The 13201-nt window shown below is 73.4% G+C and carries 12 protein-coding genes; 7 read left to right on the forward strand and 5 right to left on the reverse strand.

Features of this window, described 5'->3' with window-relative positions; all coding sequences use genetic code 11:
• Window positions 1–334 (reverse strand): hypothetical protein (locus amrb99_RS53595; RefSeq protein ID WP_347257181.1); only part of this gene is annotated, 334 nt, incomplete at its 3' end.
• Between amrb99_RS53595 and amrb99_RS47960 the strand changes: the two genes are divergently transcribed.
• The 3 genes from amrb99_RS47960 (at window position 329) to amrb99_RS47970 (ending at window position 3280) form a co-directional block, all read left to right on the forward strand.
• The gene (locus amrb99_RS47960; protein ID WP_190868779.1) at window positions 329–898 is read left to right on the forward strand and encodes a MarR family transcriptional regulator; all 570 of its coding nucleotides are present in this window, start codon (window positions 329–331) and stop codon (window positions 896–898) included. The two genes, amrb99_RS53595 and amrb99_RS47960, sit on opposite strands and share 6 nt — an antisense overlap.
• Window positions 895–1740, forward strand: coding sequence for a DMT family transporter (locus amrb99_RS47965; protein ID WP_206700398.1), 846 nt, complete (start codon window positions 895–897; stop codon window positions 1738–1740). Before amrb99_RS47960 ends, amrb99_RS47965 begins: the two co-directional genes overlap by 4 nt.
• A 211-nt stretch (window positions 1741–1951) precedes the next feature.
• On the forward strand, window positions 1952–3280 hold the full coding sequence (locus amrb99_RS47970; protein ID WP_241756640.1) for a helix-turn-helix domain-containing protein: 1329 nt from the start codon (window positions 1952–1954) through the stop codon (window positions 3278–3280).
• Window positions 3281–3289: 9 nt separating this feature from the next.
• Here amrb99_RS47970 and amrb99_RS47975 read toward each other — a convergent pair whose 3' ends face one another.
• The 3 genes from amrb99_RS47975 to amrb99_RS47985 all read right to left on the reverse strand — a co-directional run bounded on the left by amrb99_RS47975 (window position 3290) and on the right by amrb99_RS47985 (window position 7501).
• Window positions 3290–5095, reverse strand: a complete 1806-nt coding sequence (locus amrb99_RS47975) for a fatty acyl-AMP ligase (protein ID WP_190868781.1) — start codon at window positions 5093–5095, stop codon at window positions 3290–3292.
• 30 nt (window positions 5096–5125) lie between these two features.
• Window positions 5126–6130, reverse strand: a complete 1005-nt coding sequence (locus amrb99_RS47980) for an acyl-CoA desaturase (RefSeq protein ID WP_190868782.1) — start codon at window positions 6128–6130, stop codon at window positions 5126–5128.
• 96 nt (window positions 6131–6226) lie between these two features.
• Window positions 6227–7501, reverse strand: a complete 1275-nt coding sequence (locus amrb99_RS47985; protein ID WP_190868783.1) for a lipase family protein — start codon at window positions 7499–7501, stop codon at window positions 6227–6229.
• A gap of 375 nt (window positions 7502–7876) precedes the next feature.
• Here amrb99_RS47985 and amrb99_RS47990 point away from each other — a divergent pair, with 375 nt between their 5' ends.
• The 3 genes from amrb99_RS47990 (at window position 7877) to amrb99_RS48000 (ending at window position 11008) form a co-directional block, all read left to right on the forward strand.
• Window positions 7877–9580, forward strand: a complete 1704-nt coding sequence (locus amrb99_RS47990; RefSeq protein ID WP_190868784.1) for an ExeM/NucH family extracellular endonuclease — start codon at window positions 7877–7879, stop codon at window positions 9578–9580.
• A 101-nt stretch (window positions 9581–9681) separates the two neighbouring features.
• Complete coding sequence (locus amrb99_RS47995; protein ID WP_190868785.1) at window positions 9682–9960, forward strand: hypothetical protein; 279 nt, start codon at window positions 9682–9684, stop codon at window positions 9958–9960.
• 40 nt (window positions 9961–10000) lie between these two features.
• Window positions 10001–11008 carry an LLM class flavin-dependent oxidoreductase gene (locus amrb99_RS48000; protein ID WP_190868786.1) on the forward strand — a complete coding sequence of 336 codons (1008 nt, stop codon included), beginning with the start codon at window positions 10001–10003 and terminating at the stop codon, window positions 11006–11008.
• 184 nt (window positions 11009–11192) lie between these two features.
• Here amrb99_RS48000 and gabT read toward each other — a convergent pair whose 3' ends face one another.
• Window positions 11193–12545 (reverse strand): 4-aminobutyrate--2-oxoglutarate transaminase, encoded by a 1353-nt coding sequence (gene gabT / locus amrb99_RS48005; RefSeq protein WP_190868787.1) that lies wholly within the window; start codon window positions 12543–12545, stop codon window positions 11193–11195.
• A 115-nt stretch (window positions 12546–12660) separates the two neighbouring features.
• Between gabT and amrb99_RS48010 the strand changes: the two genes are divergently transcribed.
• Window positions 12661–13201 (forward strand): PucR family transcriptional regulator ligand-binding domain-containing protein (locus amrb99_RS48010; RefSeq protein ID WP_190868788.1); only part of this gene is annotated, 541 nt, incomplete at its 3' end.

The raw sequence follows: 13201 nt of genomic DNA on the forward strand, positions 1-13201 counted from the left end.
TGCGGCGCTGCGCCGCGACCACCGCCGCCTTCACCACGCCGCGTCCGAGCCGCGCCGCCGCCTCCGCGAGCCGCGGGTCGGCGAGCACCGCGTCCGTGCGCGGGATCCGCCGCCGCTCGTCCTGCTCGCCGGGGGGCGCCGGAACCGGCGCGGGTCCACGATCCATGCGGCGACCTCCGTTGCGGGCGGCGCCGCAGGAGATCGGGTGCGGCGCACGAGACCAGCAGGGGTTACCCCTCAGGGGCGCACGCCAAACGAACCCGCGCCGGGCCTCCGGCCCTTCCCGCCGGGGGTTGCGCCGCCCCGCCGGGCTTGTTATGCATGAGTCATGCATGACCGTCTCGCGAACCTGCTCGGCGCCGCCTCGCTCGCGGTCACCGACCTCGCCCTCGCCGGCGCGACCCGGGCCGCCGGAGTGAGCGCCAGCGGCGCGGGGGCGCTGGTCGTCCTCGCGCACGCGCCTGGCCTCGGCGTCACCGAGCTCGGGCGGCGCGTCGGGCTCACGCAGTCCGCCGCCGCCCGGATGCTGGACGGCCTGGAGGCATCGGGGCTCGCCCAGCGGGAGCGCGGCCCGGGACGCGGCGTCCAGGTGCGGCTGACCCCGGCCGGCGAGGAGGCGGTGGGCGCCATGCTCGCCGCGCGCGGCGAGCCGCTCGCCACCGCGCTCGCCGGCCTGGACGCGAGCGAGCGCGACCTGCTGGGCGCCCTGCTCGGCAAGCTCCTGGCCCGCCTCTACGCCGAGATCGGCGACGCGGACGTCATGTGCCGCCTGTGCGACCGCGGATGCTGCACCGACGGCGCCGTCTGCCCCGTGGGGCAGGCCGAAAGGGACGCCCTCGCGGGACGGGACGCCCTCGCGAGACGGAACGGCGAGGAGAGCGCACCGGGAGCGTCGTGACGGGCGCGGTCCTCGCCCTCGCGTCGGCGCTCTGCTACGGCATCGCGGACGTCGCGGGCGGGCTGCTGTCGCGGCGGGCGGATTTCCGCACGGTCGCGTTCCTCGGGCAGGCCGGCGGCCTCGCCTGCGCGGCCGTCTTCTCCCTTCTCGTCCCCGTGCGGGAATTCGCGTGGCACGACCTCGCGTGGGGCGCGCCGTCCGGAATCGGCACCGGAATCGCCATGGTGTTCCTGTACCGGGGCATCAGCGGCGGGACGATGAGCGTGGTCGTCCCCGTCAGCGCCGTCGGCGGCGTCGCGCTTCCGGTCCTGGCGGGCGTGGCGTTTCTCGGAGACCGGCCCTCGGCCATGGCCTGGGCGGGGATCGCGGTGGTCCTGCCCGCCCTCTGGCTGGTGTCCCGGTCCCGATCGGACGAACGCGACCGCGTGCGGTCGGCGGTCGTCAACGGGCTCGTGGCGAGCGCCGGCATCGGCGTGCAGTACCTGGCCCTGGCGCGGGCCGGTGGCGATTCGGGCCTGTGGCCGGTTGCGGTCGGGCGCGTGGCGGCCCTCCTGACGATCGCGCCGATGCTCGTGCGATCGCGGGCGCCGCGACTCCCCGGCGCGCGGACGACGGCGTGGGCGGTCGCGACGGGCACCGTCGCGGCGGCCGCGCTCGCGCTCTACCTGCTCGCCACCGGGCGCCAGCTCGTGGTGATCGCGGTGGTCCTGTCGTCGCTGTATCCGGTGGTGCCGGTGCTGTGGGGCGTCACCGCGCTGCGCGAACGGCTGTCGGCCGGTCAGGTGGCCGGGCTGGCCGCCGCCGGCGCCGCCGTGGTGCTCCTCACCCTGCCGCCCCTGTAGCCGGCGGGCTCCTTTTTCCACGAAAGGTGACAAAGGATCGCGGCGTTTCTTGTGCTCTCCTGCCCGGGGGCCGCCGGCCTTCTTATTCCGCTGCGCGAAATCAATCCGTCCCGTACCAAACGCGGGCCGGGGTTGTCACTCCTGTGAGTGTCGCGGGAAACGCGGGCTACCTAGCCTGGCGGCCCGGGTGTCCGCTCACGGAGGTGACACTTTGACGGAGCTGCACGAAGGGTCGGCCGAGACCGACGATCTGTCGTCCCAGCCCTGGCGGGACGTCCCGCGCGAGGAGGCCCGGTGGATGCGGCCCCACCTTCCGGACCTGGTCGACACCATGGTCGAGGGGGTGCTGCGCAACGTCCCCGAGTACGCCCGGCCGGACGATCCCGTCTACACCGAGGTGATCCGGAGCGCGGTCGCGCAGGGCATGGGGCACTTCGTGCAGATGATCGCCGACCCGGACACGCCCTGGCAGGAGGTCCACCAGGTCTTCTTCGACATCGGCTACGGCGAGGCCGTCGAGGGGCGCAGCCTGGAGCACCTGCAGAACGCGCTGCGCGTCGCGTCCCGGACGGCGTGGCGGTACCTGTCGCGGGAGGCCGACCGGCTGAAGAAGCCGCGCGAGCTGGCGATCGCGCTGACCGAGGTGAACTTCGCCTACCTGGACCTGCTCGCCTCCGCCGCCGCGCAGGGGTACGCGCGGGCGAGGGAGAAGGCGGCCGGGGAACGGGAGCAGCGGCGCGGCCGGCTGCTCAGCCTGCTGCTGTCGCAGCCGCCCGCGCCCCGCGACATCGTCGTGGAGCAGGCCGGGCTCGCGGGTTGGACGCTGCCGGAGCGGATCGCCGTGATCGTGCTCGCCCCCCGCCCCGGCAGCGGCGGCGAGGGCCCGGCCGGGCTGCCGCCGTTCCTGCTCGGCGGCGTCGACCGGGGCCGCCCGTGCCTGGTCATGCCGGACCCCGACCGGCCCGGCGGCGCCGACCGGCTCACCGCCACCGTCGCCGGATGGACGGGCGCGATCGGCCCGTCGGTGCCGCTGGAGGAGGCCGGCGTGTCCCTGCACTGGGCGCACCGGACGCTCGATCTGATGGCCGCCGGGCGGCTCGGCGGCGCCGCGAACCCCGCCGGAGAGCAGGACCCGCCCTCCGCGAGGAACCGCGAGCAGGACGGGCCCGGCGGCCGGACGCGGCGGGGCGGCGCCCCGGCCGGACGGCTCGTCCGCGCGGACCGGCACCTGCCCGAGCTGCTCCTCCAGGAGGGCTGGACGCTCGCGGAGGCGACGGCGCGGCGCCGGCTCGCGCCGCTCACCGAGCTCGGCCCGCACCGCGGCGGGCGGCTGGCGCTGACCCTGCTCGAATGCCTCAAGCACGGGTTCAACGCCACCGACGCCGCCGAGGCGCTGTGCGTGCACCCGCAGACCGTCCGGTACCGGCTCGCGCAGCTGCACGACCTGTTCGACTACGACATCGAGGACCCGTCGCTGCGGCTGGAGCTGATGCTGCTGCTCCCCGTCTGGCTGCGCGACGCCGGCGACGGCGAGCACTGATCCCGGCGGCTACTCCTCCCGGGCCGGGACGGTCACGTACGGCAGCGTCCGGTCGAGGTAGGCCTTCCGGCACGCCGACCGGGCGATCTTCCCGCTGCTGGTGCGCGGGATGCCGCCCGGTTCGATCAGCACGAAGTCGTGCACGCGCAGGTCGTGCTGCTGCTTCACGGCGGTGCGCACGGCCTGCGCGACCTCGTCGACGTCCAGCAGCGCGATCGGCACCCGCCGGTTCCGCTCGGCGACCACGACCAGGCCCTCGGTGTCGCCGGTGTCCACCGCCACCGCGGCGGTGTACTCGCGGCGGATGCCCTTGTGCGCGTTGGACACGGTGAACTCGATGTCCTGCGGGTAGTGGTTGCGGCCGTCGACGATGACCAGGTCCTTGATCCGGCCGGTGACGAACAGCTCGCCGCCGTGCCGGACGCCGAGGTCGCCGGTGCGCAGCCACGGCCCGCGCGGCAGGCCGCCGGTGTCCCCGTGCGCCTCCTGGGGGGACGACCCCCCAGACCCCCCGGAACCGCCTTTGAGCTCCGCCTCGAAGGTCTCCTTCGTCGCCTCCGGGCGCCCCCAGTAGCCGGCGGCGACGTTCGGGCCGTGCACCCAGATCTCGCCGACCGAGCCGTCCGGCTTCCGCACGCCCGTCTCGGCGTCCACGATGATCGTGTGCTGGCCGAAGGACGTGCCGCACGCGATCAGCTGGATCGCGCCGGGCGCGTCCGGGGCGACGGGCTCGGCGGTGCCGCGGCGCAGCGCCTCGTGGTCGAACGCGGCGCGGGTCGGCTCGCGGAACCGCGACGACGCCGACACGTACACGGTCGCCTCGGCGAGGCCGTACGCGCACACCTGCGCCTCGGGCTTCAGCCCGCAGTCCTTGAACGCCTCGTAGAACCCGGTGAGCGTGCTCTCCCGGATCGGCTCGGCGCCGTTCATGAAGACCTGCACGCCGCTGAGGTCGAGCTTCGCCTTCTCCTCCGCGGTGACCTGCGCGGTCAGGTACTCGTAGGCGAAGTTCGGGCCGCCGGTGAAGGCGTGCTTCTGCTCGCTGAGCAGCTCCAGCCAGCGGACGGGCCGCATGACGAAGGCCACCGGGTCCATGATCACGCCGGGGTTGCCGTAGACGAGCGGCAGCGCGACCGTCGTGACCAGGCCCATGTCGTGGAAGACCGGCAGCCAGTTCACCCCGGACGACTCGCGCGGGATCCCCTCGAACGTGCGCCACAGCTGCTCGGCGTTGGTCGCGAAGTTCCCGTGCGTGATGATCACGCCCGCCGGGGTGCGGGTGGACCCGGACGTGTACTGCAGGTAGGCGACGTCGTCGGGGTCGATCGGCTCGGGCGTCCAGTCGAGCGCGCCGTCCACCTCGTCCGCCACGATGATCTCGGCGGGCTCGCGGACGCCGTCGCCGGCGAGGAACGCGCGGACCGCCGGCAGCGACGCGCTGGTGGTGATGACGGCATCGGGCTCGGCGTCCTGGTAGACGGCGAGGAGCCGGTCGCCGTGGCCGGGCAGGTCCGGGGAGAACAGCGGGACGCCGATGACGCGGGCGTACATCGCGCCGAGGAACCCGGTGACGTAGTGCAGGTCCTGCGGGGCGAGCAGCGCGACGCGCCGCCCCGGCGAGGTCGCGCGGCGGATCGCGGCGGCGATCGCGCGGGCGCGCCGGTCCAGCTCGCCCCAGGTGACGTCGGTGGCGACGCCGTCCGGGTCGGTCATGTAGTCCATGAACGTGTAGGCCCGGTCGTCGGGGAAGTCCTTGGCGAACCGGGCGAGCCGCTCGATCAGCGGGGTGCGGTCGAGCGCGGGGAGGTCGGTCATGCTCAAAGCTCCTGGTACGGGAGGGACGAGTCAGGAGGAGACGGCGTCGGCGGCGGCCGGCGCGCCGGCGGGTTCACCGGTGCGTCCATCGCGGCGGACGCGGCGGGATTCGAGGCGCTCGCGGTCGGGCCAGCGGACGTCCCAGACCCAGCCGAGCCGCTCGAAGAGCCAGATGACGCGGGCGCTGATGTCGATCTGCCCCTTCAGCACCCCGTGCCGGGCGCAGGTCGGGTCGGCGTGGTGCAGGTTGTGCCAGGACTCGCCGAACGACGGGATGGCGAGCCACCACACGTTGCGGGCCTTGTCGCGGGTCCGGAAGTCCTCCTTGCCGAAGACGTGGCAGATCGAGTTGATCGAGAACGTGACGTGCTCGCCGACGAACACCCGCATCAGGCCCGCCCAGAACAGCGCGGTCACGGCGCCGTGCCAGGACCGGGTGAGCAGCGCGCCGAGGCCCATCGGGACCAGGAACGTCGAGAGCACGATCACCGCGTAGACGGGGTCGAGGGACAGGAACCGGATGTCGCGGTCCTTGAGCAGGTCGGGCGCGTACTTGCTGCGGGACGTGCGCTCCTTGCTGAACAGCCAGCCGATGTGCGCGTGGTACAGCCCCTTGGTGAGGCCCCACACGCCCGGCCCGTACGCCCACGGGGAGTGCGGGTCGCCTTCCTGGTCGGAGTACTTGTGGTGGCGGCGGTGGTCGGCGACCCACCGGACGACCGACCCCTGCATCGCCTGCCCGCCGAGGACGGCGAGCGCGATCCGCAGCCACCGCTTGGCCTTGAAGCCGCCGTGTGTGAAGTGCCGGTGGTAGCCGACCGTGATCCCGAGGGCGTTGAGCGGATAGAGGAAGGCGAAGATCGCGATGTCCGTCCAGCCGATCCCCCAGCCCCACAGGAAGGGGACGGCCGCCAGCAGCCCGATGATCGGCGCGGCCACGAACACCACGACCGCGATGCGCTCGGGCAGCGGCACGGTGCCGGAGATGTCGGGCTGCGGGGTTCGGCTGCCAACGTCGGCGACACCCGCTGTCATTGCGGACTCCTTAGAGACATGAGTGCGGAGGCCCCGCCCGCGGGTCCCGGGCGGCCGGTCGTCCCGGCCGTCCGGCCCCGCGGGCGGGGCGGCGGTTCAGCAGTTGCTCTGGACGGGCTTGCCGGCGAACCGGTCGCCGAGGAAGTTCGTCACGTCCCCGGCGGCGCCCCAGTCGGTCGACAGGTGCTCGGTCGGGTAGGTGTTCTTCCAGGTCGTGTTGATCCCGGCCGCGCAGTACGCCGCGCGGGTGCCGTCCTCGGTCTCGTGGGGGATGATCTCCTCCAGCCAGCCGCGGTACTGGAACACCGGGAAGCCGATCTTGTACGTGGCGCCCGAGGACGGGGTGCCGACGCCGACGCCGAGCTTCTGCCGGTCGACGATGTCGCCCCAGGTGGTCCCGTCCGGGCCCTTGAGCGCGTAGATCTGGTCGAGGGACAGGCCCTGCTTGGAGAAGTTCTCGACCTTCGCGCCGAGGAACACCGCGAGCGTCCCGTACAGGCAGTTGGCCTTCACGTCCTTGATCGCCTGCGCGCCCTTGTCGTTCATCAGCTCGTCGAACGGCATCTCCGGGTAGGCGGCGTGCAGGCCGACCAGCGCGTCCGCGAGGAACCCGGCGAACAGGCTGCCGTTGAGCTGCTTGGCGGTCAGCTTCAGGTCGCCGGGCACGCCGCCCGCCGCCGCGCCGACCACGTTCAGCTCCGGCGCGTAGGACGCGGCGAGCTGCGCGCCCCACAGCGCGGCGGCGCCGCCCTCGGAGTAGCCGGAGATGCCGACCTTCCCGTCCGCCTTCAGCGTCCCGCCGGGGATCTGCCGGGACGTGCGGACGATGTCGAGCAGCGCGTGCCCCGCGTTCGCGCCGATCATGTAGGTGTGCACCTGGCCGTCGAGGTAGCCGACGCCGTCGGTGGCGGCGACCGCGTACCCGGCCTTGAGCATCAGCTGCAGGTTGCCGCCCTCGTACATGTCGACGTACTGGCCGGCGAGCTGCTTGGAGAACGCGCACTGCAGGCCGGAGCCGAGGGTTCCGGGGTTGAAGGCGACGGTGGGCCGCGAGCCCCCGCCCTTCCACTCGGCGTCCGGCACCGCGACGGTCCCGGACACGGCGATCTTGCGCCCCTTGGCGTCGGTCGAGACGTACCTGACCTTCCAGGCGTGCATCGGCACGTCGCCGGGGATGTTGGTGAGCTTCGCCGGACGGCAGGCGAGCAGGTCGCCCGGGTTCCCGGTCACCGCCGAGGACGCGGCGTAGATCTGCGCGTCCGTGGCGTCGCAGCCCGGTGGCGCGGCCACGGCCTGCGGCGCGGTCGACACCGCGGGCACGGCCAGGGCGGCCCCCAGCGCCGCGGTGGTGAACAGGGTCCGAAGTCGCATTCCTCGCTCCAGGGGTGGGTCCGGAAAGTGAATGCTGATGACTGTCCCCCAGGGGCGGCGCGCCGCGGAATGAAGATGCGTCACAGGGTCGGGCGCCCTTATTAGCAACCAAGTCAAAAACGGCCGGGCAGGGTGAACGCCCGTCGGCGTCCTCCCGCCAGTCCTCCGGCCCGTCGTCCCGCCCACCGCGCGGGCCGTCCCGTCCGGCGGGCCGGGCGTTCGCGGCGGCGGGTGCCGCCGTCGGTGCGGTACGTGAGGTCCGAGGGCGCAGCGGCGCGTCGCACGCCCTCCGAAATGCGACAAGCCATTGCAAATTGGTGGAGTCTTCATTAATGGTTCGCCGGGTCGGGGCGGCCGGGCCGTACCGTCCCGCGCATGCGCCGAACAGCAGCAGCACTAGCGACCGTCCTGACCGCCGGTATCGCCGCGGCCATGGCGGCCGGCGGCGGACCGGCCGCCGCGGCGGAGCCGGAGACCTGCGGCACTCCCGCCACCCACCAGATCGCCGAGGTGCAGGGCACCGGGGACGCGTCCCCCCTGCGCGGGCAGACCGTCCGCGTCGAGGGCGTCGTCACCGGCGACTTCCAGCGCGCCGACCAGCTCAAGGGCTTCTTCGTCCAGGACCCGACGCCGGACGGCGACCCGCGCACCTCCGACGGGCTCTTCGTCTACTCCACCCAGGAGGTGCGGCCCGGCGACCGGGTCCTCGTCACCGGCAAGGCCACCGAGTACAACGGCCTCACCGAACTGTCCCCGGTCACCACCGTGAACGTGTGCGGCCGCGGCAAGGCCGCGCCCGAGAACGTGCGCCTGCCGCTGGCGGACGGCGCGGACCTCGAACGGTACGAGGGCGAGCTGCTGCGCTTCCCGCAGAAGCTCACCGCCACCGAGACCTACCAGCTCGGCCGCTACGGCGAGATCACCGTCTCCGCTGGCGGCCGCCTGTTCCAGCCCACCGATGGTCACGGCTCCACGCAGGCGGACAACGACGCGCGGCAACTCCTCGTCGACGACGGGTCGAACGTCCAGGACCCGGCGACGATCCCGTACACCGACAAGCGCGTCCTGCGGATCGGCGACACCACGTCCGGGCTGACCGGCGTCCTCACCTACCAGTTCGGCGCCTACGCCCTCCAGCCCACGAAGGCGGCGCACTTCGCCAACGACAACCCGCAGCCGAAGAAGCCGCGGCCCGTCGGCGGCGACGTCCGCGTGGCGAGCTTCAACACCCTCAACTGGTTCACCACGCTGAACCAGCGCGGCGCGAACACCGCCGAGGAGCGCGAGCGGCAACTGGCCAAGCTCGTCGCCGCGCTGAAGGGCCTGGACCCGGACGTCGCCGGGCTGATGGAGGTCGAGAACAACGGCGACACGGGCGCGCTGAAGACGCTGGTCGACCGGCTCAACGAGGCCGTCGGCGCCGGGACGTACTCCTGGATCGAGAACCCGAACCCCGGCACCGACGCGATCCACGTCGCGATCATCTACAAGCCGGCGAAGCTGACGCCGGTCGGCGCCGCGCACTCGTCCGACCAGGCCGTGTTCGAGCGCCCGCCGCTGGCGCAGGAGTTCCAGCCGGTCAACGGCGGCACGCGGTTCACGCTGATCGTGAACCACCTCAAGTCCAAGGGCTGCACCGGCGCGACCGGCGCCGACACCGATCAGGGCGACGGGCAGGGCTGCTTCAACGCCCACCGCGTCGTGCAGGCGAAGGCGGTCGCCGCGCTCGCCGCCCAGGAGGAGAATCCGCTCGTCATCGGCGACCTCAACAGCTACACCGCCGAGGACCCGATCAAGGTGCTGGCCGGCGCCGGGCTCGCCGGGCAGACCGAGCGGTTCGTCCGGCCCGCGCAGCGCTACTCCTACGTCTTCGACGGCATGTCCGGGGAGCTCGACCACGTGCTCGCGGGCGCCGCCCTGGCGAAGCGGGTGACGGGCGCGACGATCTGGCACGTCAACAGCGACGAGCCGACGTTCCTCGACTACAACACCGAGTACAACCAGCCGCGCTTCTACCGGCCGGACGCGTTCCGGTCGTCCGACCACGACCCCGTCCTGGTCGGCCTGCGCCTGCACTGATCCCGCCGGGCCCGGGCGTCCGAATCGAGACGTCCGGGCCCCTTGCGCCGCCGCTCACGGAGCGTATGATCCAGGTCACACTTCTAGTGATCGGTGCGCGCATGAACGAAGCAGCTCCCCGCCTGGCGTTCGGGATCGGTCCTGACGGGACGTACACGCGGGTCGGCCAGACGGTCGCGTTCGTCCTGGGCCTGCTCACCACGTTCGCGTTCCTCCCGCTGGTCGTGGTCGGCGCCGTGCTGTACACCAAGGCCGAGGGGGTCTTCGCCGCGGACGCCGCCCGCGCGCGCCGGCTGGTGAACTGGTCGTGGATCAGCATCACCGTGCCCTTGATCATCGCGGTCGCCGCCGGGGCGGCGGTGGCGGCGCTGCGGGGCTGACCCGGGAAGAGGGCGGAGCCCCGGCGGGTTTGCACTCTTTATGAGCATCCCCTTCTCCGTCCTCGACCTGGCGCCCGTGGTGAGCGGCGCCACGTCCGGCGACGCCCTGCGCAACACCCTCGACCTCGCCCGGAGCACCGAGGGCCTCGGCTTCCACCGGTACTGGCTGGCCGAGCACCACACGATGCCGGGCATCGCGAGCTCGGCGACGTCGGTCCTGATCGGGCAGGTCGCGGCGGCGACGTCGCGGATCCGGGTCGGGTCGGGCGGGGTGATGCTGCCGAACCACGCGCCGATGGTGATCGCCGAGCAGTTCGGGACGCTGGAGGCGCTGTTCCCCGGGCGCATCGACCTCGGCCTCGGCCGGGCGCCCGGCACCGACCAGGCGACCGCGCGGGCGCTGCGCCGCTCCCCCGAGGCGCTGTCGGTCGACGACTTCCCCGAGCAGGTCATCGAGCTGCGGGGCTACTTCGCCGAGGACAGCACGGTGACGCCGGCGGCGGGCAACGAGCCGCCGGTGTGGCTGCTCGGGTCCAGCGGGTACAGCGCGCGGCTGGCGGGGCTGCTCGGGCTGCCGTTCGCGTTCGCGCACCACTTCAGCGCGGAGAACACGCTGCCCGCGCTGGCGCTGTACCGCGAGTCGTTCCGCCCGGGGATGCTGGACGCGCCGTACTCGATGATCGGCGTGTCGGTCACTGCGGCGGAGTCGGACGAGCGGGCCCGCGAGCTGGCGGCGCCGCAGGCGCTGGCGTTCCTGCGGCTGCGGCAGGGCCGTCCGGGCAAGCTGCCCACCCCGGAGGAGACCGCCGCGCACCCGTACACGCCGCTGGAGCGGCAGATGATCGACTCGCGCCTCGCCGACCAGGTCATGGGCGGTCCCGAGACCGTCAGGCGGCAGATGGACGCGCTGATCGAGAAGACCGGCGTCGACGAGGTCATGGTGACGACGCAGGTGTTCGACCACGCCGACCGGATCCGGTCCTACGAGATCCTCGCGGACCTGTACGACCTGAAGGCCGCCGAGCCGCCCGCCGCCAGCGGGCTCTGACCTCGAAGCCGATCCCACGTCAACGGCGTAGTGCCGCCGGTGGACGGCGGCACAACGCCGTTGACGTGGGATGCCCCGGGGGCCGAGCAGCCGCCGGGCGTCGGAGCAGCCGACGGGCGTCGGAGCAGCCGACGGGCGTCGGAGCAGCCGACGGGCGTCGGAGCAGCCGACGGGCGTCGCGCGGTCAGACCGCGAACGCCTCCTCGATGACGTCCAGCCCCTCGTCGAGCAGGTGCTCCGGGATGACCAGCGGCGGCAGGAAGCGCAGCACGTTGCCGTACGTCCCGGCGGTCAGCACCAGCACGCCGCGGGCGTGGCAGCGGCGCGCGATCTCCGCGGTCAGCTCGGGGTCGGGGTCCTTCGTGCCGGGCCTGACCAGCTCGATCGCGATCATCGCGCCGCGGCCCCGCACGTCCCCGATCGCCTCGTGCTTCGCCGCGAGCGCGCGCAGCCGGGGCAGCATGGTCTCCCCGATCCGCCGGGCCCGCTCGGTGAGCTTGCCCTCCTCGATCTCCTCCAGCACGGCGAGTGCCGCCTCGCACGCGAGGGGGTTGCCGCCGTAGGTGCCGCCGAGCCCGCCGCCGTGCACCTTGTCCATGATGTCGGCGCGCCCCGTGACGCCCGCCAGCGGCAGCCCGCCCGCGATGCCCTTCGCGGTGGTCACGATGTCCGGGACGATCCCCTCGTGCTCGCAGGCGAACATGTCGCCCGTCCGCGCGAAGCCCGTCTGCACCTCGTCGGCGATGAACAGGATCCCGTTCGCGCGGCAGAACTCCGCGATCGCCGGCAGGAACCCCGGCGCCGGCACGATGAACCCGCCCTCGCCCTGGATCGGCTCGACCAGCACCGCCGCCACGTTCGACGCGCCGATCTGCTTGCTGATCTGGTCGATCGCCTGCGCCGCCGCCTCCGGGCCGCAGTTCTCCGGCCCGGTCGGCCACCGGAACGGGTAGGCGAGCGGCATCCGGTACACCTCGGGCGCGTACGGGCCGAACCCCTGCTTGTACGGCATGTTCTTCGCGGTCAGCGTCATCGTCAGCAGCGTCCGGCCGTGGTAGCCGTGGTCGAACGCCACGACCGCCTGCCGGCCCGTCGCGTACCGGGCGATCTTGACGGCGTTCTCCACCGCCTCCGCGCCGCTGTTGACCAGGATCGACCGCTTCTCGTGGGCGCCGGGCGTGATCCGGTTCAGGTTCTCGCACACCGCCACGTACGACTCGTACGGCGCCACCATGAAGCAGGTGTGGGTGAACCGGTCCGCCTGCTCCTTCACCCGCGCGGCGACCCGCGGATTGGCGTTGCCGACGCCCGTCACCGCGATGCCGGAGCCGAAGTCGATCAGCGAGTTGCCGTCCGCGTCGACGACCACCCCGCCGCCCGCGTCCGTCACGTACACCGGCAGCACGCTGCCGACGCCCGGCGCCACCGCCGCGGCGCGGCGCTCCTGCAACTCCCGGGACCGCGGCCCCGGGATCTCGGTCACGACGCGTCGCTCCTGCGGCAGGCGCTCGCCGCCGCTCAGGTTCTGGCTGGTCATGGCGCGAACATAAGCCGAACGGCCCCTACGATGAACCGTACGGGACGGCGAAATCCGTCCAAAGATTTGGACGCGCTGAACACAAGAGGGCCGAACACGGGACGGAGGGGTCCGGGTGCCGCCGACGCTGGCCGCCGTGGCGGCCCTCCCCCAGCTCGGCCTGCGCTCCCTCACCGGCGCCCTGCCGGACGCGCCCGTCGTGTGGGTCGCGGTCAGCGAGCTGGAGGACCCGACCCCGTTCCTGGAGGGCGGCGAGCTCGTCCTCACCACCGGCATGCGGCTCACCCCCGGCGGCGCCGCCGGCTACGTCGACCGGCTCGTGGGACGGGGCGTCGCGGGGCTCGGCTTCGCGGTCGGCGTCATCCACCCCGACGTCCCGCCCGAACTGCTCGCCGCCGCCCGCGACCGGGGCCTCGCGCTGCTGGAGGTGCCGCGCCCCACCCCCTTCATCGCGATCGGCAAGGCGGTCTCGCGGATGCTGGCCGCCGAGTGGTACGAGGACGTCACCCGCGCCTTCCAGGCCCAGCGGGAGCTGACCCGCGCCGCGCTCACCGGGCCGGGCGCGCTCGTGCGGCGGCTGGCGCGGCTGCTCGGCGGGTGGGCGCTGCTGCTCGACGCGTCCGGCGCGGTCCGGCACGCCGAGATGATCACCAGCG

This window comes from Actinomadura sp. RB99 (assembly GCF_014706005.1).
In the GTDB taxonomy this organism is placed as follows: Bacteria; Actinomycetota; Actinomycetes; order Streptosporangiales; family Streptosporangiaceae; genus Spirillospora.